The organism is Leisingera thetidis (genome assembly GCF_025857195.1).
GTDB lineage: Bacteria > Pseudomonadota > Alphaproteobacteria > Rhodobacterales > Rhodobacteraceae > Leisingera > Leisingera thetidis.
In genome coordinates, this window is sequence record NZ_CP109787.1 from 2,203,131 (window position 1) to 2,229,622 (window position 26,492).

General features: G+C 64.1%; 28 protein-coding genes. 11 read left to right on the forward strand and 17 right to left on the reverse strand.

The window, feature by feature from the left end; translation table 11 throughout:
- Nucleotides 1–2 precede the first annotated feature (2 nt).
- Both accC and aat read left to right on the forward strand, forming a co-directional pair.
- Nucleotides 3–1,352 (forward strand): acetyl-CoA carboxylase biotin carboxylase subunit, encoded by a 1,350-nt coding sequence (accC, locus tag OKQ63_RS10495; protein ID WP_264210025.1) that lies wholly within the window; start codon nucleotides 3–5, stop codon nucleotides 1,350–1,352.
- Nucleotides 1,353–1,435: 83 nt separating this feature from the next.
- Nucleotides 1,436–2,068 carry a leucyl/phenylalanyl-tRNA--protein transferase gene (gene aat / locus OKQ63_RS10500; protein WP_264210026.1) on the forward strand — a complete coding sequence of 211 codons (633 nt, stop codon included), beginning with the start codon at nucleotides 1,436–1,438 and terminating at the stop codon, nucleotides 2,066–2,068.
- Here the strand turns inward: aat and OKQ63_RS10505 are convergent.
- The 6 genes from OKQ63_RS10505 to OKQ63_RS10530 form a co-directional block, all read right to left on the reverse strand.
- Nucleotides 2,032–2,394: a DUF2155 domain-containing protein gene (locus OKQ63_RS10505; protein WP_434086006.1), complete on the reverse strand. Its 363-nt coding sequence runs from the start codon at nucleotides 2,392–2,394 to the stop codon at nucleotides 2,032–2,034. The two genes, aat and OKQ63_RS10505, sit on opposite strands and share 37 nt — an antisense overlap.
- Entirely contained in the window at nucleotides 2,391–2,843 is a 453-nt protein-coding gene (mlaD, locus tag OKQ63_RS10510; protein ID WP_264210027.1) for an outer membrane lipid asymmetry maintenance protein MlaD, read from the reverse strand. The genes OKQ63_RS10505 and mlaD overlap by 4 nt, the downstream gene beginning before the upstream one ends.
- A 23-nt stretch (nucleotides 2,844–2,866) precedes the next feature.
- Nucleotides 2,867–3,253, reverse strand: coding sequence for an NADH:ubiquinone oxidoreductase subunit NDUFA12 (locus OKQ63_RS10515; RefSeq protein ID WP_027237966.1), 387 nt, complete (start codon nucleotides 3,251–3,253; stop codon nucleotides 2,867–2,869).
- 133 nt (nucleotides 3,254–3,386) lie between these two features.
- Nucleotides 3,387–3,752, reverse strand: a complete 366-nt coding sequence (locus OKQ63_RS10520) for a RidA family protein (protein ID WP_264210028.1) — start codon at nucleotides 3,750–3,752, stop codon at nucleotides 3,387–3,389.
- A 137-nt stretch (nucleotides 3,753–3,889) separates the two neighbouring features.
- Nucleotides 3,890–5,158, reverse strand: a complete 1,269-nt coding sequence (clpX, locus tag OKQ63_RS10525) for an ATP-dependent Clp protease ATP-binding subunit ClpX (protein ID WP_264210029.1) — start codon at nucleotides 5,156–5,158, stop codon at nucleotides 3,890–3,892.
- A gap of 149 nt (nucleotides 5,159–5,307) precedes the next feature.
- The gene (locus OKQ63_RS10530) at nucleotides 5,308–5,940 is read right to left on the reverse strand and encodes an ATP-dependent Clp protease proteolytic subunit (RefSeq protein ID WP_264210030.1); all 633 of its coding nucleotides are present in this window, start codon (nucleotides 5,938–5,940) and stop codon (nucleotides 5,308–5,310) included.
- A 253-nt stretch (nucleotides 5,941–6,193) separates the two neighbouring features.
- Between OKQ63_RS10530 and OKQ63_RS10535 the strand changes: the two genes are divergently transcribed.
- On the forward strand, nucleotides 6,194–7,201 hold the full coding sequence (locus OKQ63_RS10535) for a GlxA family transcriptional regulator (protein ID WP_264210031.1): 1,008 nt from the start codon (nucleotides 6,194–6,196) through the stop codon (nucleotides 7,199–7,201).
- 42 nt (nucleotides 7,202–7,243) lie between these two features.
- On the opposite strand, the gene OKQ63_RS10540 is transcribed toward OKQ63_RS10535, so the two are convergent.
- The 11 genes from OKQ63_RS10540 to OKQ63_RS10590 form a co-directional block, all read right to left on the reverse strand.
- Nucleotides 7,244–8,506, reverse strand: coding sequence for an NAD(P)/FAD-dependent oxidoreductase (locus OKQ63_RS10540; protein WP_264210032.1), 1,263 nt, complete (start codon nucleotides 8,504–8,506; stop codon nucleotides 7,244–7,246).
- 37 nt (nucleotides 8,507–8,543) lie between these two features.
- On the reverse strand, nucleotides 8,544–8,885 hold the full coding sequence (locus OKQ63_RS10545; protein WP_264210033.1) for a c-type cytochrome: 342 nt from the start codon (nucleotides 8,883–8,885) through the stop codon (nucleotides 8,544–8,546).
- A gap of 25 nt (nucleotides 8,886–8,910) precedes the next feature.
- On the reverse strand, nucleotides 8,911–9,957 hold the full coding sequence (locus OKQ63_RS10550; RefSeq protein WP_264210034.1) for a c-type cytochrome: 1,047 nt from the start codon (nucleotides 9,955–9,957) through the stop codon (nucleotides 8,911–8,913).
- Nucleotides 9,941–11,212 (reverse strand): sulfite dehydrogenase, encoded by a 1,272-nt coding sequence (gene soxC / locus OKQ63_RS10555; RefSeq protein ID WP_264210035.1) that lies wholly within the window; start codon nucleotides 11,210–11,212, stop codon nucleotides 9,941–9,943. The genes OKQ63_RS10550 and soxC overlap by 17 nt, the downstream gene beginning before the upstream one ends.
- Nucleotides 11,213–11,325: 113 nt before the next feature.
- Nucleotides 11,326–13,023 (reverse strand): thiosulfohydrolase SoxB, encoded by a 1,698-nt coding sequence (gene soxB, locus OKQ63_RS10560; RefSeq protein WP_264210036.1) that lies wholly within the window; start codon nucleotides 13,021–13,023, stop codon nucleotides 11,326–11,328.
- A gap of 99 nt (nucleotides 13,024–13,122) precedes the next feature.
- Nucleotides 13,123–13,974: a sulfur oxidation c-type cytochrome SoxA gene (gene soxA, locus OKQ63_RS10565; protein ID WP_264210037.1), complete on the reverse strand. Its 852-nt coding sequence runs from the start codon at nucleotides 13,972–13,974 to the stop codon at nucleotides 13,123–13,125.
- Nucleotides 13,975–14,048: 74 nt separating this feature from the next.
- Nucleotides 14,049–14,378: a thiosulfate oxidation carrier complex protein SoxZ gene (gene soxZ, locus OKQ63_RS10570; RefSeq protein ID WP_264210038.1), complete on the reverse strand. Its 330-nt coding sequence runs from the start codon at nucleotides 14,376–14,378 to the stop codon at nucleotides 14,049–14,051.
- Nucleotides 14,379–14,422: 44 nt separating this feature from the next.
- Entirely contained in the window at nucleotides 14,423–14,839 is a 417-nt protein-coding gene (gene soxY, locus OKQ63_RS10575) for a thiosulfate oxidation carrier protein SoxY (RefSeq protein ID WP_264210039.1), read from the reverse strand.
- 62 nt (nucleotides 14,840–14,901) lie between these two features.
- Nucleotides 14,902–15,378, reverse strand: a complete 477-nt coding sequence (gene soxX / locus OKQ63_RS10580) for a sulfur oxidation c-type cytochrome SoxX (protein ID WP_264210040.1) — start codon at nucleotides 15,376–15,378, stop codon at nucleotides 14,902–14,904.
- Nucleotides 15,379–15,507: 129 nt separating this feature from the next.
- Entirely contained in the window at nucleotides 15,508–16,062 is a 555-nt protein-coding gene (locus OKQ63_RS10585) for a thioredoxin family protein (protein ID WP_264210041.1), read from the reverse strand.
- 46 nt (nucleotides 16,063–16,108) lie between these two features.
- A complete protein-coding gene (locus OKQ63_RS10590) occupies nucleotides 16,109–16,846 on the reverse strand; it encodes a cytochrome c biogenesis CcdA family protein (RefSeq protein ID WP_264210042.1) in 738 nt (245 codons plus the stop codon).
- A 111-nt stretch (nucleotides 16,847–16,957) separates the two neighbouring features.
- Here OKQ63_RS10590 and OKQ63_RS10595 point away from each other — a divergent pair, with 111 nt between their 5' ends.
- From OKQ63_RS10595 to OKQ63_RS10630, 8 genes are all read left to right on the forward strand, one after another.
- Nucleotides 16,958–17,341, forward strand: coding sequence for a thioredoxin family protein (locus OKQ63_RS10595; protein ID WP_264210043.1), 384 nt, complete (start codon nucleotides 16,958–16,960; stop codon nucleotides 17,339–17,341).
- A 60-nt stretch (nucleotides 17,342–17,401) separates the two neighbouring features.
- Nucleotides 17,402–17,740 carry an ArsR/SmtB family transcription factor gene (locus tag OKQ63_RS10600; protein WP_264210044.1) on the forward strand — a complete coding sequence of 113 codons (339 nt, stop codon included), beginning with the start codon at nucleotides 17,402–17,404 and terminating at the stop codon, nucleotides 17,738–17,740.
- Nucleotides 17,741–17,757: 17 nt separating this feature from the next.
- A complete protein-coding gene (locus OKQ63_RS10605) occupies nucleotides 17,758–18,816 on the forward strand; it encodes a YeeE/YedE family protein (RefSeq protein ID WP_264210045.1) in 1,059 nt (352 codons plus the stop codon).
- A gap of 173 nt (nucleotides 18,817–18,989) precedes the next feature.
- A complete protein-coding gene (locus tag OKQ63_RS10610; protein WP_264210046.1) occupies nucleotides 18,990–21,023 on the forward strand; it encodes a PhoX family protein in 2,034 nt (677 codons plus the stop codon).
- Between the two features lie 426 nt (nucleotides 21,024–21,449).
- A complete protein-coding gene (locus OKQ63_RS10615; RefSeq protein WP_264210047.1) occupies nucleotides 21,450–21,920 on the forward strand; it encodes a DUF302 domain-containing protein in 471 nt (156 codons plus the stop codon).
- Between the two features lie 148 nt (nucleotides 21,921–22,068).
- Nucleotides 22,069–23,682, forward strand: a complete 1,614-nt coding sequence (locus tag OKQ63_RS10620) for a thiamine pyrophosphate-binding protein (RefSeq protein WP_264210048.1) — start codon at nucleotides 22,069–22,071, stop codon at nucleotides 23,680–23,682.
- Complete coding sequence (locus tag OKQ63_RS10625) at nucleotides 23,666–24,868, forward strand: CaiB/BaiF CoA transferase family protein (protein ID WP_434086007.1); 1,203 nt, start codon at nucleotides 23,666–23,668, stop codon at nucleotides 24,866–24,868. Before OKQ63_RS10620 ends, OKQ63_RS10625 begins: the two co-directional genes overlap by 17 nt.
- A gap of 259 nt (nucleotides 24,869–25,127) precedes the next feature.
- Nucleotides 25,128–26,489, forward strand: coding sequence for a tetratricopeptide repeat protein (locus OKQ63_RS10630; protein WP_264210050.1), 1,362 nt, complete (start codon nucleotides 25,128–25,130; stop codon nucleotides 26,487–26,489).
- Nucleotides 26,490–26,492 lie beyond the last annotated feature (3 nt).

The window sequence follows — 26,492 nt, forward strand, 5'->3', positions numbered from 1 at the left end:
CCATGTTTGACAAGATCCTGATTGCCAACCGCGGCGAGATCGCCCTGCGGGTGATCCGTGCCTGCCGGGAAATGGGCATCAAATCGGTCGCGGTGCACTCCACCGCCGACTCGGACGCGATGCACGTGCGCATGGCCGATGAATCGGTCTGCATCGGCCCGCCGTCCGGAACCCAAAGCTACCTGTCGATCCCGGCCATCATCTCGGCCTGCGAGATCACCGGCGCCCAGGCGATCCACCCGGGCTATGGCTTCCTGTCGGAAAACGCCAATTTCGTGCAGATCATCGAGGACCACGGGCTGACCTTCATCGGTCCCTCTGCTGCGCATATCCGCATCATGGGCGACAAGATCACCGCCAAGGAAACCGCCAAGAACCTCGGCATTCCGGTGGTGCCGGGTTCCGAAGGCGGCGTGCCGGACATTGCGGCCGCCAAGAAGGCCGCGGCGGACATGGGCTATCCGGTGATCATCAAGGCCACCGCCGGCGGCGGCGGCCGCGGCATGAAGGTGGCCCAGAACGAGAAAGAGCTGGTCTCCGCCTTCTCCACCGCCCGCTCCGAAGCCAAGGCCGCTTTCGGCAATGACGAAGTCTACATGGAGAAATACCTCCAGAAGCCGCGTCACATCGAAATCCAGGTCTTTGGCGACGGCAAGGGCACCGGCGTGCATCTGGCCGAGCGCGACTGCTCCCTGCAGCGCCGCCACCAGAAGGTCTTCGAGGAGGCCCCCGGCCCCTGCATCACCCCCGAAGAGCGCGCCCGGATCGGCAAGATCTGCGCCGACGCGATCGGCAAGATGGGCTATTCCGGCGCCGGCACCGTCGAGTTCCTGTATGAGGACGGCGAGTTCTATTTCATCGAGATGAACACCCGCCTGCAGGTGGAGCACCCGGTGACCGAGGCCATCTTCGGCGTCGACCTGGTGCGCGAGCAGATCCGGGTCGCCGAAGGCCTGCCGATGTCCTTTACCCAGGACGACCTGGAGATCAACGGCCACGCCATCGAGGTGCGGATCAACGCCGAGAAGCTGCCGAACTTTGCCCCCTGCCCGGGCAAGATCACCCAGTACCACGCGCCCGGCGGTCTCGGCGTGCGGATGGATTCGGCGCTTTATGACGGCTATTCGATCCCGCCCTACTACGACTCGCTGATCGGCAAGCTGATCGTGCACGGCCGCGACCGGACCGAGGCACTGGCGCGCCTGAACCGCGCCCTGGGCGAGCTGATCATCGACGGCATCGACACCACCGTGCCGCTGTTCCATGCGCTGCTGCAGGAAAAAGACATCCACACCGGCGACTACGGCATCCACTGGCTGGAGCGCTGGCTGGAAGAAAACCAGCCCGGCTGACCGGGACCATTCAACGGGGCGCGCCGCCAGGCTGCGCCCCGTTCTACTTTTGCCTGACATTTTCCTTTATACTGCCCAGCACCATGAGCTTGACTGCGGACCTCCTGCTGCACGCCTATTCCGCCGGTGTTTTCCCGATGGCCGAACACCGCGACGACCCGGAAGTATTCTGGGTCGATCCCAAGCGGCGCGGGATCCTGCCGCTGGACGGTTTCCGCATCTCCCGCTCGCTGGCCAAACGCATCCGCAACGGCGGCTTCGAAGTCACCGTGAACCGGGACTTTGCCGGCGTGGTCGAGGGCTGCGCCGACCGGACGGAAACCTGGATCAGCACCGAGATCCGCGACCGCTACCTGGATCTGCATCTGATGGGCAATGCCCACTCGCTGGAGGTCTGGCGTGACGACGCGCTGGCCGGCGGCACCTATGGTGTCTCGCTGGGCGGCGCATTTTTCGGCGAAAGCATGTTCTCGCGCTGCCGCGACGCGTCAAAGGTGGCGCTGGCCTATCTGGCCGACAGGCTGCTGCAGGCAGGCTACATGCTGTGCGATACCCAGTTCCTGACCCCGCACCTGGCCTCGCTCGGCGGGATCGAGGTCACCCGCGCGCGCTACCGGGCGCTGCTGCGCCAGGCGCTGGCAAAGGATGCGGATTTCACGCGCCCGGCCGTACCCGCGCCTCAGCTGCTGCTGCAGCGCATGACCCAGACGTCGTAACGGTTGTGGTCCAGCGCGCTCAGCGCCGGGCTTGAGGCGACCATCCAGCCTTGAAAGTGCACTGCACCATCGCTGGGATCGCGCACGGACAGGTAGGCAAATGCATCCCCGGTCGGGTTTTCCGCCGGATAGCGGCAGTCCGACACAGTCACCAGCAGGCCGAACATCTCGGCGCTGGCGCCAATGGCCACCTCGGTGTCCATGGTATGGCCATTGACCTTATCCAGCGCCCTGAGAACGGCTGCACTGCCCTGCGCCGCCTGCTCCTGCCCCCAGGCAGGCAGCGCCAGCACCGCGGCCGTCAGGACGGCAGCGAAGCGTTTCACGAGTCCTCTCCGCCGCCGGCCACGAATTTGACCAGCAGCGAGATCAGGCTGACCGCTCCCTGGGTATCCTCGATCTCATCCCCGGCCTCGAAGGCAAAAGGCGAGCCGCCCGGCATGATCTCGACGAAATTGCCGCCCAACAGGCCTTCGGAGGAGATCACCACAGCGCTGTCATCGGGTATCCCGATCCCTTCCTTCACCGAAAACACGGTATCGGCGCGAAAGGTGTCCGGGTTCAGGCCCACGCCGGTCACGGTGCCGATCTTGACGCCCGCCAGCCGCACATCGGTGCCAACGCTGACTCCTTCCAGCGACCGGAACGATGCGCTCAGATCATAGGTGTCGCCGCCGCGCGACAGGCCCGCCGCTTGGCCTGCATAGACGGCAAACGCCACCGCGGCGGCCAGCACGACACCGCCGGCGAAAACTTCAGTAGGATTGTGGGACATGAAACCAGCCTTCTGGCAGATGTTTATTCGGGCACCCAGGCCTCGTAATCACGGCGTTCCTTGGGTTCGCCGCCAGCCCGGATCGAGCCCGCCGGCGCATAGGCCATCATGGTGCCGGTCAGGTTTTCCTGGTGCGGCTTTTCCCAGGCCTTGTGCTTCAGGGGCTTCTCGCTCGGCACTTCGTCAAAGGTGCGGTGCAGCCAGCCGTGCCAGTCGGGGCTGACACGCGAGGCTTCAACTTCACCGTTGAACATCACCCAGCGCTTGCTGTCATCCGCATTGCGGTAGAAGACATTGCCCTGGTCATCCTCGCCCACCTTGATCCCCTTGCGGGCGGTGAAGATCCGGGTGTTCAGGGTGGAGCCGTTCCACCAGGTCACAGCGCGCAGAAGAGTGTTCAGGATTCCCATGGGTGCCTCCGGATTTTTCCGCTTTTGATATGGCCCAATTTCCCGCCAAGGTCCAGTGGCTTGCACCTGATCCGGGCGTTCCCGGCGGGAAATGGCAGTTTGCCCCGGACCTGCCTGCAGGCCACTGGCAGGCTTAGCTGTCCGCCGCTGCCAGCGCGGTCACCTCGATCTCGATCCGGAACTTCGGATCAATCAGGTTGCATTCGATCATTGTCGCCGCCGGCGGGTTGGCGCCAAAGGCCTCCGCCAGAACCGGCCAGCAGGGTTCAAACTCCGCCGCATCCGGCAGGTAATAGTTCACCCGCACCACATCCGCAAAACTGGAACCCGCCTTCTCCAAAGCGCCGCCGATGGTATCCAGCGCCGACTTGCACTGCGCCACCACATCCGCGCCCTGGCCGACGGTGCCGGCCACATGCACAAATCCGCCCGCCACAACGGCGCGGCAATAGCCGATCCTGGCCTCGAACTCTCCACCGGACGATATCCGCCTGATCATCGCTCACTTTCCTCTTGCCAAAAATATCCCGGGGGCGCAGCGGCCTGCCGCTGCGGGGGCAGCGCCCCCTGTCAAACCGCCCCCCAACAAACAAGCGGCGCGGAAAAACCGCGCCGCTTGATCAATCTCTCATCCGCTTACCCGGCCGAGGCCGGTTCCTTCTCGGCATCCGCGTGGATCATCAGCGGCTGCGCCTCCGAGATCACCGCCTCCTCGTTCACAACCACCTTGGTCACGCTGTCCATGCCCGGCAGGTCGAACATGGTATCCAGGAGGATATCCTCCATGATCGAGCGCAGGCCCCGGGCGCCGGTCTTCCGTTCGATCGCCTTGCGGGAAATCGCCTTCAGCGCCTCCTCGGTAAAGTCCAGCTCGGTGTCCTCCAGCTCGAACAGGCGCTGGTACTGCTTGACCAGGGCGTTCTTGGGCTGGGTCAGGATGGTGACCAGCGCGTCCTCGTCCAGATCCTCCAGGGTTGCCAGCACCGGCAGGCGGCCGACAAATTCCGGGATCAGGCCGAATTTCAGCAGATCCTCGGGCTCCAGATCCTGGAAGACCTCGCCGACGCCGCGCTCGTCATTGTCGCGCACATCCGCGCCAAAGCCCATCGCCGACCCCTTGCCGCGGGCCGAAATGATCTTGTCCAGACCGGCAAAGGCGCCGCCGCAGATGAACAGGATGTTGGTGGTGTCCACCTGCAGGAACTCCTGCTGCGGATGCTTGCGCCCGCCCTGCGGCGGCACGCTTGCCACAGTGCCTTCCATCAACTTCAGCAGCGCCTGCTGAACGCCCTCGCCCGACACGTCGCGGGTGATCGAGGGGTTTTCCGACTTGCGGGTGATCTTGTCGACCTCGTCGATATAGACGATGCCGCGCTGCGCCCGCTCGACGTTGTATTCGGACGATTGCAGCAGCTTCAGAATGATGTTTTCGACATCCTCGCCGACATACCCGGCTTCGGTCAGCGTGGTCGCGTCCGCCATGGTGAACGGCACATCCAGAATCCGCGCCAGCGTCTGCGCCAGCAGCGTCTTGCCGCAGCCGGTCGGGCCGATCAGTAGGATGTTCGATTTCGCCAGCTCAATGTCCGACCCTGCCTTCTGGGCGTGGTTCAGACGCTTGTAGTGGTTATGCACCGCAACCGACAGCACCCGCTTGGCGGTGGCCTGGCCGATCACGTAATCATCCAGCACCTGGCAGATGTCCTTGGGGGTCGGCACCCCGTCGGTGGCCTTCAGCCCGGAGGCCTTTGTTTCTTCACGGATGATATCCATGCACAGTTCAACGCATTCATCGCAGATGAACACGGTGGGGCCTGCGATCAGCTTGCGCACTTCATGCTGGCTCTTGCCGCAGAAGCTGCAATAGAGGGTGTTTTTGCTGTCGCCGCCTGAATTCGTCGCCATGGTCTACCTTTCAGTCCGCCCGTTCCGCTGCACCCGCGCTGCGGGGCAATCCAACTTTTGGCCAGCTTAAGCCAGTGCTTAGGCCGCCACAATGTGAAAGTGTGCCCCATCCGAAACGCAGGGCACACGGGGGTTCGCAACCGCAGGCGTCAGGCCTGCTCCTCGTCGCCCTTGGCGCGGTTCTCGACGATCTCGTCGATCAGGCCGAATTCCTTGGCCTCTTCCGGCGACATGAAATTGTCGCGCTCCAGCGCGGCGACGATGGTCTCATAGTCCTGGCCGGTGTGCTTGACGTAGATTTCGTTGAGGCGCTTTTTCAGCTTCAGCGTCTCTTCGGCGTGGATCATGATATCCGTCGCCTGCCCCTGGAAGCCGCCGGAGGGCTGGTGCACCATCACCCGGGAGTTCGGCAGGCTGAACCGCATGCCCTTTTCACCGGCAGTCAGCAGCAGCGAGCCCATCGACGCCGCCTGGCCGATCACCAGGGTCGAGACCTTGGGCTTGATGTACTGCATGGTGTCATAGATCGACAGGCCCGAGGTCACCACGCCGCCGGGCGAGTTGATGTACATGGAGATTTCCTTGGACGGGTTTTCCGCCTCAAGGTGCAGCAGCTGAGCCACGATCAGCGAGCTCATCCCGTCGTGCACCGGACCGTTCACGAAGATGATCCGCTCCTTCAGCAGGCGGGAAAAGATGTCATAGGCCCGCTCGCCCCGGCTGGTCTGCTCCACCACCATCGGGACCAGGGTATTCATGTACGTTTCTCTGGGATCAATCATTTCGACCTGCCTGCGTTGATTTATGTCCGGCACCATACCTGACAGTGTGTTACCTGAGTCTTAGTCCCGCCACTTTTGACCTGCAAGGGGCGGGCGGCATTTTACGCTGCCGCAAACCTGCATCCGGTGTCGCAATCTGCCGGAACGCTGTCGCTATCCTCGGGCTGCGCCGCGCCGCGGCACCTTAGGAAACACACTCAAGTCCGAATTCCGCCCGGGTGCCAGATCCCGGGCGCCGTGCTGGGATTCCGCCATGGCCGATGACAGTTTCGTTCAGAAAGGCGCTGCCGCCAATCTTGCCGTCCCGTTCGAGGGCGAGCCCCAGGATTTCTATTTCCTGCTGCTGCCGAAGGCGACAATGCTGCCGGTGGCGGCCGCCATTGAGCCTTTGCGCATTGCCAACCAGGTGACCGGCACAAGGCTCTACCGCTGGTACATCATGACCGAGGACGGCCAGCCTGTGCGCTGCTCCAACGGCATGGTGATCACGCCGGATACGCCGCTGCAGCCGCTGCCTTCGGATTCGCTGGGCTTTGTCTGCGCCGGTGTTGAACCGCAGAACGCGGCCAGCGAAGTCACGCTGAACTGGCTGCGCCGTGAAAGCCGCTTTGGCCGCTCCATCGGCGGCATCTGCACCGGCGCCTTTTCGCTGGCCCAGGCGGGGCTGATCAAGAACCACAGGTTCACCCTGCACTGGGAAAACCAGCCCGGCTTCCTTGAACGCTACCCGAGCCTCGAACCGTCCCCCAATATCTTCGAGATCTCCGGCCCGCTGATGACCTGCGGCGGCGGCAATGCCGCAACCGACATGATGCTGCACCTGATCGAGGAACGCCACGGCAAGCAGTTGGCGATCATCGTTGCAGACATGTGCCTGCATGTGCGGTCCGGCGGCCAGGCGGCGCCGCAGAAATCGAACTATGCGGTGGCCATCGGCAGCCGCAACCAGCGGCTGCTGAACGCCCTGCAGCTGATGCAGGAATCGATCGAGGAACCGCTGTCGATCGGCGAGCTGTGCGACAGACTCGACATCTCCCGGCGCCAGCTGGAGCGGCTGTTCTCGCGCTATTTGAACCAGAGCCCGATGCACGTCTATTTCGACATGCGGCTCAGCCATGCCTTTGCGCTGATGAACGAAACCTCGATGTCGGTGACCGAAATCGCGCTGGCGTCCGGCTTCAACAGCGCCACCCACTTCTCGCGCCAGTTCAAGCGCAAGTTCGGCGCCAGCCCCCATTTCTTCCGTAAGGGCTGGAGCTGACCGCCTGCTGGAAGGTGCCACCCCTGCCGCGCCGGCGCGGAATTACCCGAACATGTCGGCGGTGATCCCCGCGTACCAGCCGATGCTTTCCTCATAGGTCTGCTGGCGCAGCAGGGCGTCTTCACCGGTCTGGCTGATGAACCCGTCCACCTTGGCGATCTTTTCATCCGTCGCCTGATAGGTGGCCCCTACCTTGACGCCGTCATTCTCGCCGATCAGCGACCAGCATGTGTTGGAGAACTGTGCCGGAAACACCTTGCTGTCCAGCAGTGCTCCGCGCACCGCCATCGCCGCCACCTTGGCCTGGGAATTGGCGGAAAAGCCCGATTTCGGCATGTCGCCCTGGGCGCAGGCATCGCCCAGCACATGGATGTTTTCATCCACCCGGCTTTGCATCGTGTGGCCGCTGACCGGCGCCCAGTTGCCCTCGGTGATCCCGGCCAGCTCGCAGATCCGCCCCGCCTTCATCGCCGGGATCACGTTGCAGGCATCGACCTTGGTTTCCTCGCCGTCGATGGTCACGGTCATCGCCTCCGGGTCGACCGAGACATTGCCGCCGCCGAACTCCTCGCCGATCCAGTCGATCATGCCGTCATAGTGGTGCCCCCAGCCCTCCTGGAACAGCGCCATCTTGGAGAATTTCGGCTTGGGGTCGGCAATGATGATCTTGGCCGTCGGGTTTTTCTGTTTCAGCACATGCGCCACCATCGAGACCCGCTCATACGGCCCCGGCGGGCAGCGGTAGGGGTTGGGCGGCGCCACCATGGCAAAGGTGCCGCCTTCCGGCATCGCTTCGATCTGCGCCTTCAGCAATTCCGATTGCGAGCCCGCCTTATAGGCATGCGGCATCTTGTTCTGGGCGGTGATGTCCCAGCCCTCCACCGCGCCGTCGACAAAATCGATGCCCGGCGACAGGATCAGCCGGTCATAGGGCAGCACCGCGCCGCCCGCCAGGCTGACCGTGCGCGCGTCCCGGTCGATGCCGACGGCCCAGTCATGCACCACGTTGACGCCGTACTGGCTGGCCAGCGTGCCATAGCTGTGAGCAATGTCCGGAAGCTCCTGGAATCCCCCGATGTAGAGATTGGAAAAGAAGCAGGTGTAATAGGTCCGGGTCGGCTCCACCAGGGTGACGTCAATGGCGCCTTCGCTGTCCTTGGCGATATAGCGCGCCGCGGTCGCTCCGCCGGCCCCGCCGCCAATCACCACCACCCGCGGCTTGCCGGCACCCAGCACCGCCGGCGTCTGCAACGCCGCCGCTGCCGCAACACCGGTGCCGAGGAATTTGCGTCTGTCTACAGCCATTGTCTTCTCCTCCCTTGCAACAAAAAGCGCCGGAAGGTCACTCCAGCGCACCAAAATATGCTGCCAGGGCGGCGATCTCCTCATCCGAGAGCCGCCCCGCCATCATCTGCATTACCGGATGCGGGCGGATCTTCCGCTTGTAGGCATGCATGGCGATGACAAAATCCTCGTCCGGCCAGCCGACGATTGCCGGGATGCCGTCCTGGCTGCCGCTGATCTGGTGGCAGCCGGTACAGGCGCCGGAGAGATATGCACCGAAATCCCGGTCGCCCTGGATGGCCAGCACCTCCGGCGGCAGCACCGTTTCCCCGGCCCCTTCATCCGGTGCCGGGGTTCCGTCCGCCAAAGCCGCGCTGCCAAGCGCTCCCCAAAGCACCACGCCCGCTGCCGGGGGGGACAGCATGTTACTGCGAATGAGACTTGAGGTAGGCAATCACCGCCTCGATGTCCCCCTCCTTCTTCAAGCCCGCAAAGGACATTTTGGTGCCTTTCATGTACGCTTTCGGCTTCGCCAGGAACGCCGCCAGTTCGGCCTCGTCCCAGACCAGCCCTCCGTCCGCTGCGGCCTTCATCGCCTTGGAGTATCGGAAGCCCTCCGCGGCCGCCGCGGGTGCACCGACGATCCCGTCCAGAATGGGCCCGGTCTTGGACTTGGCCCCGTCGCCAACCTGGTGGCAGGCCTTGCATTTTCTGAAGGCCTTCTCGCCCTTCGCCACCAGTTCCGGATCCAGCGCGGCGGCCGCTTCAATCGGTTCAGCGGAAGGCTCTTGGACAGCCGCCGCCTCGACCGGCACTGCCCCGGCACCGGATGCCGCGCTCTCTTCCTCAGGCGTCACATCCAGAACCATGGCCCGCATAGTAATTTCCACGTTCTCCTTGCAGTTCTCCATGCACGGCTCCGGGTTCCAGAAATGCTTCTCCGCCTCCAGCCGGTCGTCCGGGATGAACCCGTCGGCATTCAGCAGCTCAACCTCCATGAAGGTCTCTTTGGACAGCACGAACCCGTCATCGACCAGATCGTTGGAATAGAGAATATAGGCCACAATAGCATAAACCTCGTCCGCCGTCAGGGACTGCGCGTTGCCGAAAGGCATTGAACGGTTGACGTAATCCCAGGCGGTCGACAGATGCGGCCAGTAGCTGCCCACCGTCTTCAGCGGGTCGTCATGGTCCAGCGTGCCCTGCCCGCCTGCCAGCTTGGGCCAGTTACCGACGCCCTCGGCAAAGTCGCCATGGCAGACGGCGCATTTTTCAGCAAAGACCTCCTCGCCGGCGACCGCATTGCCCGAGCCTGCGGGCAGGCCGGTGCCATCGGGTGCGACGTCCAGGTCCCAGGCTGCGATTTCCTCTGGCAGCGCCGGGCGGCCCAGGCCGAACTTGCCCGCATAGGCTGGAAGCGCAAATGCAGCCGCAACTGCTGTTGCAGCGATATACTTAGGAAACCTCGACATTTTCCGCCTCCCCGTTTGCCTTGACCCACCAGGTCTGGATGGCGTTGTTGTGATAGATCGAATTCAGCCCCCGCACCGCGCGCAGCTGCGCCTTGGTGGGCTGCACGTATCCGGTTGAATCCCTGGCCCGGCTTTGCAGCAGCATTTCGGCGCCATCCCAGGTGATATCCAGGTAGAACCGGGTCAGCGCCTTGCCGGCACCCGGAGCCGCCAGCCGCGCCTGCTGCCAGGTCTTGCCCCCATCCAGCGACACATCCACACCGGTGATCGCACCGCGGCCCGACCAGGCCAGACCGGTGATTACCAGCGGCCCTTTGCCATGTTTGATGGGAGATTGCGGGCTGGGACTGGTGACGACAGACTTGGCATCCATCTCCCAGGTCCACTTGCGGCTGGTGCCATTGGCCAGCGTGTCGGTGTATTTCGAGGTTTCCTCGCGGCTCTCCACCGGCCTGTCCATCACCTCGACCCGGCGCAGCCATTTGACCCATAGGTTGCCTTCCCAGCCCGGCACCACCAGCCGCACAGGGTAACCGTGTTCCTTGCGCAGCGCCTCGCCATTGGCCTTGAAGGCCACCAAGACGTCGTCCATCGCCTTCTCCAGCGGGATAGACCGGCCGTTCGAGGAGGCATCCGCGCCTTCCACATAGACCCATTTGCCCGCCGGGCTGACTCCGGCTTCCTCCAGCAGGGTCCGCAGCGGCACGCCGGAATATTCCATGTTGTGGATCATGCCGTGGGTGAACTGCGCGCCGTTCAGCTGGGCGCCGGCCCACTCCATGCCCGAATTCGCCGCGCATTCGCAGAAATACACCCGGTTTTCGCGCGGGAACCGCTCGAGATCGGCGTAGGTGAAAACCAGCGGCGTATCCACCAGCCCGTTGATCATCAGCCGGTAGTCTTCCTTGCGCAGCTCGATTGCGCCGGAATGGTGGCGTTCAAAGGCGCAGCCCTGCGGCGTGATGGTTCCGTCCAGCGCATGGATCGGGGTGAAGTTAATCGAGCTGATGGTGTCCGCCGTCAGCCACTCCACATTGCGGCGCACCACGTCGCTTTCATACTGGATCGGCAAGCCATAGGGCGTGGCATCCACGCCCTCGCCCAGGCCGCTGGCCCAGTCCTGCACCTCGGTAATCAGCGGATCGGGTGCGGCGGCCTTGGCTGCAGTGGCCGCCACCGCCCCTGCTCCGGCCGCCGCCGCCCCGGTCAGGAACTGGCGGCGTGAAGGCGCCCGGCTGTTGGAGTCATCACTCATGTCTCTTTGCCTCCTCACATAGATAAATTCACGTTCGTGAATTTATTTGCGTAAAATTTTTTTGCGGCATCCCGCCGCGGCGGGTATTGTTCGCCCCGGCGGAGCGGGCGCCGTCAGGCGCCCGCCACCTCTACGGATGTATTCGGGTTCAGGCTGACGGTTCCCAGCTTGCGGATATGATCCTCGACCACATCCCAGATCATCGGCCCCTCTGTGCCTTCGTTCACGCTGGCCCACCCGGCCACGACATAGGATTTCGCGGGATCAATGGCCTCGCCGGTTTTCAGAAGGGTCATCTCGCTGATCCGCTCGCCCTGCGGCTTTGTGATATCGATGCGGTAGCCCATGCCGCCAATCCGCACCATGTCGCCGCCCTGCTGGTAATAAGGGTCCGGGTTGAAGATGTTGTCGGCCACATCTTCAAGAATGACCTTGATGAATTCACCCGTCATCTCCGACCGGTAGGCGGCGCCATAGGACATCGAGGTGACGTTCCAGATGTCCTCTCGCGTAATGTCGTCGCCCGGCACCAGCGACGGCCCCCAGCGCACGCCCGGCGACATGGCGATATCCGCCTCCCGCTCGCTCAGCAGCGCGTCGCAGATCAGGTCGTCCCAGGTGCCGTTGAAATTACCGCGGCGGTACAACAGCGTATCGGTCTGGCCGATCACCTCTGCCAGCTGGTCCTTGAAGGGCGCGCGTTCCGCCTCGATCAGCTGCGCCACCGCCGGATCCGGCGCGATCACGTCCGAGAACACCGGGATCAGCTTGTGCCGCAGCCCCATCAGCTGGCCGTCGCGCACGTCCAGATCGACGCGGGAGACGAATTTGCCATTGGAGCCCGAAGCGATGATATGCGTCTTGCCCACCAGCACCGGCTCCGGCAACGCATCATGGGTGTGGCCCGACAGGATCACGTCGATGCCCTGCACCTTGCCCGCCATCTTCTTGTCCACGTCAAAGCCGTTGTGGCTGAGCACCACCACCAGATCGGCCCCCGCCGCGCGGACCTCATCCACCATGGCCTGCATGTTCTCGTCCCGAATGCCGAAGGAGTACTCCGGGAACATCCAGCCGGGGTTGGCAATCGGCATATAGGGGAAGGCCTGGCCGATCACCGCCACCTTGGCGCCGCCGCGTTCAAAGAACTTGTAGGGCTTGAACAGCTCGGCCGGCTCGTCCCATTCGGCGTCAAAGATGTTCTGGCCAAGCGCGGCAAAGGGCAGCCCTTCGACAATCTCATTCACCCGGTCGCTGCCCAGCGTGAACTCCCAGTGAAAGGTCATCGCATCCGGCTTCAGCGCGTTCATCACGTTGACCATGTCCTGCCCTGCCGTGTGATGGCAGGTATAGGAGCCATGCCAGGTGTCGCCGCCGTCAAACAGCAGCGCATCGGGACGGTCGGCGCGGATGGCATTGATGATCGTCGCCATGCGGTCCAGCCCGCCGACCCGGCCATAGCCCTTGGCGAGCGACGCAAAATCATCATGGGTCAGCGCATAGGCCGAGGGGCTGCCGTCGGCGATGCCATAGGCCTTGCGGAAATCGGCGCCGGTGATGTGCGGCACGTGGCCCTTGTTGGCCCCCACCCCCAGATTGATCGACGGCTCGCGGAAATAGACCGGCTTCAGCTGGCCGTGAATATCGGTCACATGAATCAGGCTGATGTTGCCGAAGGTGTCAAACTCCAGAAGCTGATCCTGGGTCAATGACTGCTGCGCAGCCAGCCGTGCCCAGTTGCCAAAGCCTGACGCCCCAACCATGGCCGAGGCAGCCATGGAAACCTGCAGAAAATCGCGGCGCGAGATCATGAGTACCGGTATCCTCTTTGCCCGCGCGATATATTCACGCGGATGAATGTTTCAAAAGAGACGCGCCCCGCACCTGAAGCCAGGCACGGGGCGCAAAGATCAGTTGCGGACAGAGGGGGCTTCGACCGACAGCCCATTGCCGCGCGAGGCAACATAAAGCTCCAGCGCCACGAACTCAGGCGAACCCGGCTTGTAGGTCTCGGCGCGGGTGTCGCGCACGCAGCCCTTGAACCGCGCATGGGCGGTGTTCAGCTTGGTGTTCTTCAAGCGGTAGACCGGGAACCCGTTGATCTGGCCCTGGCTCAGGTGGTCGGCCCGGATCATCTTGCCATTGTTGTCCTCATGGCAGTTCGCGCAGGACAGCTCCAGCTGACCGGTGCGGGTGTAATACATCTCGCGGCCCTGCTCCCAGGCGGACTGGGCCGGGCCGTCGATGGCCACATTCACCGGAAGCCCGCGCGACTGAACCGAGATCAGCGCCTCCATCGCGGCCATCTTGCCGCCGGTGTATTTCCACTTCTCCGCGCCCATCTGGTTTTCGCGGCAGTCGTTGATCTGCATGTTCAGGGTGCGGACTTCACCGGCGGTCTCGTTCCATTTCGGATAGACTGCGCGCACGCCTGCCATGCTTTCCTCGACATCATCGTGGCAGGAGGCACAGGATTTGCCTTCGGAACCCTCGGCGGTGTTCCAGGCATCCATCGCCTGATCGACAAACACCATTGCCGGATTTTCAAAGTCGTCCATTTGCAGCGCCTGGGTTTCGTCCGAGCGGTAGTGCCAGCCCGACATCACCTCATCCAGCACATCCGCCACATGGGCGGGTGCCGCTGTCTTGGTGACCATCTCGATTTCCTCGTTGACCACCAGCTTGTCGTCATCGGGGCCTGCGCCTGCGGCCATCGGCAGCGCCAGCACGGCAACCAGCGCCGTAAGTGCCTTTTTGTTCATTCCATTTCCTCCCGTGGGTGCCTGCCCCGTCCGGACCTGCCGGACAGGACGCGTGCCTGAAGATCCGGAACGGATCAGCCGATGGCGATTTCTTTGCTGGTCTCGTAGACCGAGCCGTCGTCGTCATGCCAGGTGAAGGTGAATTCACCGGCTTCCGGCACGATGGCCTCGAACTCGAAATAGGGGTTTGTGGAGATTGCGGGCTCCATCGCCACATCCAGGACCGTCTCGCCGTTGAAGGCGCAGGTGAAGCGGTTGATGATCGAACGCGGAATGGTATTGCCTTCCTTGTCCTTGCGCTGGCCGCTTTCCATCTGGTGGCTGATCAGGGTCTTGATGGTGACCGCTTCACCGGCAGAAGCCGTTTTCGGGACTTTGACGCGGGGTTTAACTCCGGATGCCATGTCTTTAATTCTCCTTAAGAATTCCGATAGTGATGCAGGCAGCCTCAGCCGCCGCAGCCGCCGATGGTGACTTTGACGGTGGCGCTTGCCCTGGCAAAGGACCCGTCCGCCATTCTGGCAACTGCGATCACGTCCTGGGTAGACGCCAGACGGATCCGGGTGGACGCCGTCTGCTGCGCGGCCGCGGGGCCGAATTTGAAGGTTGCCACCCCCGGTTCCGGGTTGCCGGTGGCCAGCACCATGATCTCGGCAGCGCCGGGCGCCTCCACCGAGATCGGCACGGTGTTGCCGTTTTCGGCGATTTCGGGCGCGTTCAGGGTGACGCCGCCCTCGGCCGCTTCGGCACCGCCGGTAAAGGCGGCGATCCGGTCCTCTGCAGACGCGCTCACGCGGAACGGCAGCACGGTTGCCACGGCGGCGCCCAAGCCCAGGGCCAGGGTCTCACGGCGTGAGAACTCCATCATATCTCTCCTTTGAATTCACAACGGCTGCTGCACGGGGCGCCAGCGGCCCCGCCCGCGCCTCACTCTTCTTTCAGCGTCGCAAGAAACGCGACCACATCCTCGATTTCCTGCGCCGTCAGGATCGGCGGCAGCGGTTCCGTCCCGGCTTCGCCGGTATAGGCGTCGCCCGGTCGGATAAATCCGTCGACCTTGTAGAAGGCCGGCATCATGGTGCCCTCAAAGGTCATCTTGGCATTGGCCACCAGGCCGCGCAGTTCCGCCTCGCTCCAGCGGTCGCCGGCGCCATCCAGCGGCGGGCCGATCTCGCCGTGGAACGGCACATCCGCCAGCGCAGTCAGCTGATGGCAGGCCACGCAGTTGCCCTTGGACTTGTTGCCGGCAATCAGCGCTCCGCTAACGGCGTCGCCGGCAACGCCGGTCAGCGAGGCGGCCACTTCGCCATGCTCGCCATACTGCACCGCTTTCGGAGCAACCTCGCCGGCCCAAGCCGCAGCCCCGGCCAGGCTCAGCGCCAGTGTCAGAGATGTAAGCTTCATGTGTCCTCCCATTGGCTGCCGCATTTTCCGGGCGGCTTGCTTAGCTGCTGCATACCGTAGGCGACCGCGCCCCCGGCACGCAACAACAAATTCATTATTGTGAATTTTTGCACTTCGTGCGCCGGCCCCTTAGTCCGTGGACCCATTGTTGCGCTCGCGAATCCTGCGTTCATGGTATCGCTGGAAATCTTCGTCATTTTCAGCCGCATACCGTTTTTCATTGACCCATGTAAACATGTCCAGCGTGGTTCCGGCGCCAAATGCGCCTGGCATCACCGCAACTGCCGCCCCGGGCGCTGTTGCAGTGGTGCTCACTTCCTCCGGCAGGAACAGAATCGTCGGAGTGAACAGCATCCCCCATTTGCGTGCCATTTCCTTTTCCGGCAGCGTCTCGCCGTCGAAATCGGTGACCTCGATATCGCCATGCAAGTTCAGCTGCACGACAAAGAAGTTGTCTTCGATGTACTGGCTGATGTCCGGCCTGGGAAAGACCTCCTCATGCATCTTGGTGCAATAGATGCAGCCGCGCTGCTCAAAGATCAGCGCCAGCCGCTTGCCTTCGGCGCTGGCTTCTTCCAGATCCTCGCGCAGGTCCTTGAAGGTGTCCCGCATCCACGGCGTCTTGTGCAGCCCGTCATCGCCCAGCTCTGCCGCCGCCAGCGGCGCGGCAACGACCAGGGCCATTAACACTTTTGCAATATTCCTCAACATGTTGCCTCCCATACCTCAGTTATCCGATTGCAGTGAAACCCGGCACCCAGCGGATCATCGCCTCGGCGATCAGCCGCACCCCGCCGGTGGCGATCAGCACCGCAAACAGCACCAGCATCGCCCCCATGCCCTTCTCCGCCCAGGCAAAAGCACCGCGGTGCCGCGCCACCCAGGCCAGGAACGGCCTGGCGAACAGTGCCGCCGCCACAAACGGTGCGGTCATGCCCAGCCCGTAGACCAGCAGCAGCACCCCGCCACGCCAGATATCGCCCATGCCGGAGGCAATCATCAGGATCGACGCCAGCGCCGGCCCCACGCACGGTGTCCAGCCAAAGCCGAACGCCAGCCCCATCAGATACGCGCCCAGCACCGTCGACGGCTCGGCGCGGCTTTCCAGCCGTGCTTCGCGGTACAGGAGCGGGATCTTCACCACGCCGAGGAAATGCAGCCCGAACAGCAGCAAGAGCGCCGCGGCACCATAGGACAGCACCTCCAGATACTGCCCGAACAATTGCCCCAGTGCAGTTGCCCCCATGCCCATCAGCATGAACACGGTGGTGACCCCGGCGGCAAAACAGCAGGCGGAAACCAGCAGCCGCCGCTGCGCGCCCGCGGCAATTGCCCCGTCCGCGCGCAGCTCCGCCATCGACAGCCCGCCCATGTAGGACAGGTAAAACGGCACCATCGGCAGGATGCAGGGGGTGAAAAAGCTCAGCAAACCTGCGATCAGGGCGCCAAACAGGCTAATTTCAAGCATCCAATCCCCCAAACGGACCCCACATGAACGTTATCCGGGTCCGGCTTGTGTCATTCACATATTCGAATTAAGTTGTTTCACACGGCATCGTCAACAGATGGAATGACACGCATGCACCCTCTCCGGCAACTGGCTGCAGCCGCGGCCGCGGTCTGTTTGCCCCATGCCGTCTGGGCGGCCGAATTGGTGATGGTCGAACAGCCGGGCTGCGAATGGTGTGCCCGCTGGAACGAGGAAATCGCCCCGATCTACCCCAGGACCGCCGAAGGCAGACACGCCCCCTTGCGCCGGGTGGACTTGCGCGCCCTGCCCGATGACCTGCAGGTCGCCCGCCGGGTCCTGTTCACCCCCACCTTCCTGGTGGTCGAACACGGCCAGGAACAAGCCCGGCTCGAAGGCTATCCGGGCGAAGATTTCTTTTGGCCTTTGCTGGCAGATTTGCTAACCGCCCATACAGGGTTTGTTGAAAATACGAACACTCAAGGCGGCAGCTGACCGCCCGGACGAGGCAAGAGAGAGGAGCGCGGCGCCGCGGTGCCGCTCAGGAGACGGCACATGGCACTACCGCAATTTTCCGCTGACATGGATCCGGAAGAGATGGACAGAATGGTCGAGAACGCGACCAGGGCCTCCAATTTCCTCAAGGCCATCAGCCACGAGGGGCGGCTGATGATCCTGTGCCATCTGGTCTCCGGCGAGAAATCAGTGACCGAACTGGAGGAGCTCCTGTCGGCCCGCCAGGCAGCCGTTTCCCAGCAGCTCTCGCGCCTGCGGCTCGAGGGGCTGGTAATCCCCCGCCGCGACGGCAAGGCGATCTACTACCGCCTGGCCGATGACAAACCCCGCCGGATGCTGGAATTGGTCTACGGCCTGTTCTGCAAAGACGGCAGCTGACCTGCTGAAGCCAATCAATGCTTGACCTCCTCACTGAACACCAGCTGGCCGCCTGCTTCGGGCTGTTCGGCGGAGTGCTGCTGGGGCTTGCCGCGCGTCTGGGACGGTTCTGCACATTGGGCGCTATCGAGGACCTGCTTTACGGCGGCTCGTCCCTGCGGATGCGGATGTGGGGCGTGGCCATCGGCGTGGCTGTCACCGCCAGCTTTGCCCTGACCGGGATGGGGCTGGTGGATGCGGGCCAGTCCGTTTACCTCTCGGTCCGCTGGATGCCCGCGGCCTCGATCCTGGGCGGGCTGATGTTCGGCTATGGCATGGCGCTCAGCGGCAATTGCGGTTACGGCGCCATCGCCCGGCTGGGCGGCGGCGATCTGCGCAGCTTTGTGATCGTTCTGGTGATGGGCGTCTCCACCTATGTCGTTCTGGCCGGCCCCCTCGCCCCCATGCGCAACCTGTTCTTCGCGCAGCAGGAGGTCACCACCGGCATCCCGCCGGGGCTGGCCCATTACGCCGCCGCCCGGAGCGGACTGCCGCTGTCCGCGATTGGTGTGACCGCAGGCGTGCTTATCCTGCTGGCCTCGCTCACCCACGCGGAAATCCGCGGCGACAAACAGGCATTGGTCTGGTCTGCCGTGGTGGGGCTGGCCATCACTTCCGGCTGGGCCGGCACCACCTATCTGAGCGCCAATGGGTTCGAGGCCCTGCCTGTGGTCTCGCATTCTTTCTCCGCCCCGCTGGGCGAAACCATCCTCTGGACCATGACAGGCTCCCTGCGGCCCTTGTCCTTTGCCGTCGGCTCCATCGCCGGGGTCTGGACCGGCGCCTTCATCGGCTCGCTGATCAAAGGGCACTTCCGCTGGGAAGCCTGCGAGGACCCGCGCGAGCTGCGCCGCCAGATCATCGGCGCCGCCATCATGGGGGCCGGTGCGGTGATTGCCATGGGCTGCACTGTCGGCCAGGGCCTCAGTGCGTTTTCCCTCCTGGCGGTCTCCGCCCCGGTCACGATGCTGGCGATCTTTGCCGGCGCCGCCATCGGCCTGCGCCAGCTGATCGAGGGCTTCCGCCCGGCGGAATGACCTGCTGCCCCCGCGGCGGCAGCAAGGAATTGAAGATCCTGCGGGTGAATGTGATAAATTGGCTATCCTGCGTTAACTTTTAAGCCTTTGTTGCACCTCTTCCCGGAATGATCCCGGTCCGCGCATGGCGCGGCAGCCCGCCGGTACAGACTGATGAGATTTTGGAGCCCGCCATGGACCGCAAGCAGATCATTGACGACCCGGAGACCGGCAACAAGGCCGAAGCTTTTGAAGCCTTTGACGATATTCCTGCCAACCCGGACCCCACCCGCACCATCGGCGATGTGATCGCGGCCCGCTACGGCCGCCGGGACATGCTGGGGGGCATGCTGGGCGTATCCGCCTCCGCGGCCCTGTTCGGTGCCTCGGCCCTGGCCGCACCGCGCAAAGCCGCAGCTGCCGGCTCACCGGCCCAAAGCCGGTATGTCTTTGAAGAGCCCGCCTGGGGCAATGACGAAACCCATCACGTGGCTGCGGGCTATGACGCAGATGTCCTATTGCGCTGGGGCGACCCGATCACGGCAGAGGCGCCGGAGTTCGACGTGATGAACCAGACGGCCGAGGCCCAGCTGCAGCAGTTCGGCTACAACAACGATTATGTCGGCTTCCTGCCGCTGAACGCCGAAGGCTCCCGCGGGCTCCTCTGCGTGAACCACGAATACACCAATGAAGAATTGATGTTCCCGGGACTGGACCGCCAGGACAAGGCGGAGTTTACCGGCATGACCAAGGCGCTGGTGGACATCGAAATGGCCGCGCATGGCGGCTCAGTCGTGGAAATCGCCCGCGGTGCGGACGGCAAATGGACGGTGGTGCGCGACGGCAGGCTGAACCGCCGGATCACTCCGCTGAACACCGCGATGGCCATCGACGGCCCCGCTGCAGGCCATCCGCGGATGCAGACCAGCGCGGATCCAAGCGGCGCCGAGGTTATCGGCACCCTCAACAACTGCGCCGGCGGCATGACCCCCTGGGGCACCTGGCTGATGGCCGAGGAAAACTTCCACGGCTATTTCTGGACCGACAAGCTGGATGCGGAAGGCGAGCCGGACCTGACGGACCAGCCCGAGGCCGCCCAGATGAAACGCTATGGCGTACCTGGGCGGTGGTATGCCTGGGGCAAGCATTACGACCGTTTCAATATCGGCAAGGAACCCAATGAAGCCAACCGCTTCGGCTGGGTTGTTGAAGTGGATCCGCGCGACCCCGATGCCAAGCCCGTGAAGCACACGGCGCTTGGCCGCTTTTGTCATGAAGGCGCTGAGACCACGGTCGCCAGGGGTGGCCAGCTGGTGGTCTATATGGGCGACGACGCGCGCTTCGACTACCAGTACAAATATGTCTCCCGAGGCGTGGTGTCGGATGACCGCGCAGCCAATGCGCGGCTGCTGAGCGACGGCACGCTCTATGCGGCCCGCTTCGGCGACGACGGCACGCTCCACTGGCTGCCGCTGGTGCATGGGCAAGGCCCCCTGACCGCTGAGAACGGATTTGCCAGCCAGGCGGATGTGCTGATCGGCGCGCGCCTTGCAGCTGATGCGCTGGGCGCCACCCCGATGGACCGCCCCGAGGACGCCCAGCCCCGCGGCGACGGCACCGCCTACATCATGCTGACCAACAACTCCCGGCGCAAAGCGGATCAGACCGATGCCGCCAACCCGCGGGCCGGATCTCGTTTCGGCCATATCATCGAGATCAAGGAAGACGGCGGCGACCATGCCGCCGCCAAGGGCACGTGGTCCATTCTGGTGAAATGCGGTGATCCGCGGATCGCCGAAGTCGGCGCCGAATGGAACCCTGAAACCACGGAAAACGGCTGGTTCGCTTCTCCGGACAACTGCGCCTTTGACGCCGATGGCCGCCTTTGGGTCGCAACCGACCAGGGCAGCAAATGGGACAGGACCGGCAAGTCAGACGGGCTCTACGGGGTGGAAACCGAAGGCGATTTGCGCGGCCATTCCAAGCTGTTCTTCCGCTGTCCGATGGGCGGCGAGCTTTGCGGCCCGTATTTCGCCCCGGATGGCGGGACGCTGTTCCTGGCGGTGCAGCATCCCGGCACCGACGGCACCAGGGCGCTGAAAGGCTTCGGGCGCGCCTCGACCTTTGCGGATCCGGCCACCCGCTGGCCGGATTTCGACCCGAACATGCCGCCGCGCCCCTCGGTGGTCGCGGTAACCCGGCAAGGCGGCGGCAGGATCGCCGTCTGACGCAAAATCCGCCTCCGCAGCATCCTCTTTCCGCCCCTTTGCAAAGGGCGGACATACTTGCGAGCAATCAGTTCCACCGCACGCCCCGTCCCCGGGACCTCCCGCGCGCAGTCGTTAGCTTCCACGGGATTCCATAGCCGCAACCGCGCGGCGATGCTCAGACAGGAACTGAGCAGGCAACGGACGGGTGAGTTTCCTCCGGAACAAGACCTCGCCGGCCACCGCCGCCCCGTGCCGTTGCAAAACAGATTTTGCCAAATCTGCGCCAATCATCGTATCCAAGAGCTGCCGTCCTCTCCTGTTTGCGGCCTGCGGCCAGGTGCTTGGCGCATTGCGATGCCGTTCAGGGAGGGCGGCCCCCCTGCCATCCGCCCTGGCCTGGCTTGCCTGGCCTGGACAAAAGGCGCGATCAATTGGAGACCTGCCATGTTTGTCAAACGCCTGACCGCCGCTCTGCTCCTCACCGCCTCTGCCGCAACCGCCGGAAGCATCGCGCCGCGGGACGGCTGGGCGGTGCATGAAACCTCCAAACCTTACGGCCGGCTGATCGATGACGTGAAAACCGCCGCCAAGGCCGAAGGCATGGGCGTTGTCACCCAGGCAGGCCCCACCCAGGCCGCCGCCGCCCGCGGCATCACCATCCCGGGCAACCGGGTGATCGGCATCTTCAACAATGATTTCGCGGTGAAGATCCTCGCCCTTTCCACCGCGGCGATGATCGAAGCGCCGGTGCGGATGTATGTGACAGAGGAAGAAGACGGCCGCGCCACCCTCTCCTACAAGCTGCCCTCCCATGTCTTCGCGCCCTACGCCGAGGAGGGCGGCGCAGAGCTGCAGGCGCTGGCAGACCAGCTTGATCACCGCTTTGCGCGGATTGCCGAGCGGGCGCAGAAATGAGCTTCGGGCTTCTTTCTGGTCCGAAATACTCAATGCGCATGAAATGCGCCAAAATCCGCCGCAGCATTTCTCACACTGGCGTGAGCGGGCTTGCGCGCCGGCGCTGCCTCGGCAATCTGGCGGCAAATCAACGGATTGGACAGACAAGATGACAGAAACCCTGCGCGCAGCCGACGTTCTGGCCCGGCGGTTCTATGAGGCAGGCTGCCGCCACGCTTTCGGCATGCCCGGCGGCGAGGTGCTGACCCTGGTCGATGCGCTGACCAAGGCGGGCATCCGTTTCCACCTGGCCAAGCACGAAAACTGCGCAGGCTTCATCGGCGAGGGCGTGCATCACGCCGACGGCGCGCCGGTGATTCTGGTCGCCACGCTTGGGCCCGGCGCGCTGAACGGCATCAACGTTGTGGCCAATGCCCACCAGGACCGGGTGCCGATGCTGGTGCTGACCGGCTGCGTCGACGCGGCAGAGGAGCACAGCTACACCCATCAGGTGCTTGACCACCGCGCGGTGTTCACCCCCATCACCAAGGCGACCTTCCGGCTTGACGCCGAGGCGGCGGATCTGATCGCCGACAAAGCCGTCGCCATAGCCACGGCGCCGCGCAACGGGCCGGTGCATATCGATGTGCCGATCTCCACCGCCGATGCGCCGGCCAGGGACCGCGGCATCCGCCGCGCGCCTGCAAGTGAAACCGCGCCAAGCGGCGCAGCCCTGGCGCAGGCGCGCTCCTGGCTGGCGGCGGCAGAACAGCCGGTGGCGGTGATCGGTCTGGATGCGCTGCAGGAAAACGCAGGTGCTGCCATCCGCAGCTTCGTTGAGAAACACCGGATTCCGTTCATAACCACCTACAAGGCCAAGGGAATCATTCCCGAAGACCATCCGCTTTCCTTAGGCGGTGCCGGGCTGTCGCCGCTGGCCGACAGGCATCTGCTGCCCCTGGTGCGGGAGGCCGATCTGGTGCTCTCCCTCGGTTACGACCCGATCGAGATGCGCCCCGGCTGGCGCAATGCCTGGGACGCGGAGACCCAGAACGTGATCGACATCGCCCCCGAGGCCAACACCCATTACATGCACCAGGCAGGCCTGAACGTCCTGGCCGCCATTGCGCCCGCCCTGGCGGTCCTTTCCGAGGGCACTGAACCGCGCCGGACCTGGCACAATGGCCGCCCCAAGCAGGCAAAGGCCGCGCTGGCCGGGGCCTTCCCGCAAGACGACGCCTGGGGCCCGGCGGGTGTCATCGCCGAATGCCGCGCCACGCTGCCGCCCGAAACCCTGGCCACCGCCGACAGCGGTGCCCACCGGATCCTGCTCAGCCAGATGTGGACCTGCCATGAGCCGCGCGGGCTGATCCAGTCCTCGGCGCTTTGCACCATGGGCTGCGCGGTGCCGATGGCCATCGGCCGCAAGCTGGCGCAGCCCGGGCGCCCGGTGGTCAGCTTTTCGGGCGACGCCGGTTTCCTGATGGTGGCGGGCGAGCTGTCCACCGCCGCCGAGCTGGGCGCGGCGCCGATCTTCGTGGTCTTTGCCGATGCCAGCCTGGCGCTGATCGAACTCAAACAGCGCCAGCGCCAGCTCGCCAATGGCGGCGTCGACTTTGCGCCCCATGACTTTGCCGCAATGGGCCGGGCGTTTGGCGGCAACGGTGTCACCGTGCGCAGCCGAAAGGAATTGCGCGCAGCCCTTGAACAGGCGCTCAGCGCTTCCCAGTTCACTGTGATCGCGGCGGAAATCCCCCGCGGAGGATATGATGGCCGGATCTGACATGCTGCCCCACGGCGCCCTCAAGGGCGTCAGGGTTCTCGACCTCTCCCGCATCCTGGCAGGCCCCACCTGCACCCAGCTGCTGGGCGACCTCGGCGCCACCGTGATCAAGGTGGAAAACCCCAAGACCGGCGGCGATGACACCCGCCAATGGGGGCCGCCCTATGCGACCGATGCCGCAGGCAACCGCTCGGATCTCTCGGCCTATTTCATGGCCGCCAACCGCAACAAGCGCTCCGTCGCCATCGACATCGCCACCGCAGACGGCCAGCAGGCGATCCGCAAACTGGCGGCAGAGGCCGACATCCTGATCGAGAATTTCAAACCCGGCGGGCTGGCAAAATACGGGCTGGATTACGCCAGCCTCAAGCACAGCCTGCCGGGGCTGATCTACTGCTCTATCTCCGGCTACGGCCAGACCGGCCCCAACAGCCACAAACCCGGCTATGACATCATGGCGCAGGGGTTCGGCGGCATCATGTCGCTGACCGGCGAGCCGGAGGGCCAGCCGATGAAGGCAGGCGTCGGCATCGCCGACGTCATGTGCGGCATGTATGCCTGCATCGGCATCCTGTCGGCCCTGCACCACCGGGAAAAGACCGGCGAAGGCCAGCAGATCGATCTGGCGCTGGTCGATGCCCAGGTCGCCTGGCTGATCAACGAGGGCGTCGCCTATCTGAACACCGGCCAGGTCCCCAAACGGCGCGGCAACGAACACCCCAGCATCATGCCCTATGGCGTCTATGAGACATCGGATGGCCATGTGATCCTGGCGGTGGGCAATGACAGCCAGTTCCGCCGCTTCATGGAGTTCCTCAAGCTGGAGGGCCTGGCCGAAGATCCGCGTTTCGCCTCCAACCCCGCCCGGTTGCAGAACCGCGATGCGCTGAATGCGATCCTGATCCCGTCAGTGCAGCGGTTCACCACCGATGAGGTGCTGGCCGCCATGGAGGCGCGCAAGGTGCCCGCAGGCCCGGTGCAGAACCTGGAGACCCTGTTTGCCACCTCCCAGGTCGAGGCCCGCAACATGGCCATCGGCATGGACAGCTCTGCCGGGCCGGTCAAACTGCTGGGCAACCCGCTGAATTTCTCCCGCACGCCCGTGACATACCGGCATGCGCCGCCGGTTTTCGGCGAGGGGACAGCGGAGATTCTGGACTCCGATACTCCCTTCGGGCCGCCTTGAGTGCGCAAATCCGCGGCGGCATTCCGCCAAGTGTTACAGTTTCTGGCAGAACACCGCCAAACCGGCGGTATTTTTGCCGTTCCTCCGCCCTGCCTATTGCAGAATTTTCCCGGGAAATCTTACACATCCGGCAAATTTCACAGCCGGACGCACACAGGCCATCACCAAACCGCGAGCGGGGTTCGCCCGGACCAGCCCGATGAACTACTCTTCATCAGGGCACGGGACCCGCGCTTTAACTGAAAATGATTGGACACTCATGACGCATGATATTTTCGGCCAGGACAGCAGCCTGACTGACGCAGCTGCGCTGCAGGATTGGAATGCCGTGCAGATGGGCGTCCTGGCCCACGCCGCCGTGACCGCCGATCACTTGGGCGCACTGCTGAAGGCAGCGCCGGATTTTGCATTGGCCCATGCGATCAAAGGGCTGTCGCTGCTGATGCTGGGCCGCCGTGAACTGCTGCCTGCCGCACGCGAAGCATTGCGCGACGCCAAGGCGCAGTACCAAGGCGCGCTGCCGCGCGAACGCAAGTATGTCGATGCGCTGGAGAACTGGCTGGCCGGCCGGGCCAGCCAGGCGGTCCGCCGGATGGAGGAAGTGCTGGACGAGTTCCCCCAGGACACTCTGGCGATGAAGCTGAGCCATGGCATCCGCTTCATCCTGGGCGACCCCGGGGGGATGCGGGCTTCGATCGAACGGGTGATGCCGGCATATGAGCCGGACCACGCGGGACGCGGATATCTGCTGGGCTGCCATTCCTTTGCGCTGGAGGAGACCGGAGACTACGAACGCGCCGCCAATACCGGCCGCCAGGCGCTGTGGATGGCGCCGGATGATGCCTGGGGCCTGCACGCGGTGGCGCATGTGCATGACATGACCGGCAACGCCAGATCCGGCCTCGACTGGCTGGAGGGCCGCGAGCAGGCCTGGGCCCATTGCAACAACTTCCGCTATCACGTCTGGTGGCACAAGGCGCTGATGCATCTGGACCTGGGCCAGATGGCCGAGGCCATCGCCCTTTACGATACCGAGATCCGCAAGGACAAGACCGACGACTACCGCGACATCTCCAACGCCACGTCGCTGCTGGTGCGGCTGGAGCTGGAGGGGGTGGACGTCGGCACCCGCTGGGAGGAATTGTCGAATCTCTGTGCCAGCCGCACCGAAGACGGCAGCCTGATTTTTGCCGATCTGCACTACCTATTGGCGCTGACCGGCCACCGCAAGGAAGACGCGCACAAGCTGGTTCAGCGGATTCACGCCGACGCCGAAAGGGGCGGTTCCGAGGCCTGCGCGCGCATGGCCGATCCCGGCTGCGCCGCCGCCGACGGGCTGGAAGCCTTCGGAGACGGTAATTACAAGGCTGCTTTCGCCCATTTGTCGGCAGCCCGCGGCACACTGCAGCTGGCAGGCGGCAGCCATGCGCAACGCGATGTATTCGAACGCATTACCATCGACGCCGGCCTGCGTGCAGGCCAGCTTGACGCGGTCGAGGCAATACTGGATGACCGCCGAAGCAACCGCGGCGGCACCGAGGACAATTATGCGCTCGCCCGCCGCATTCTGATCGCCGAAGGCCGGAACCCCTCCAGCGCCAAAAGCGTTCCCGCCGAGTAACAC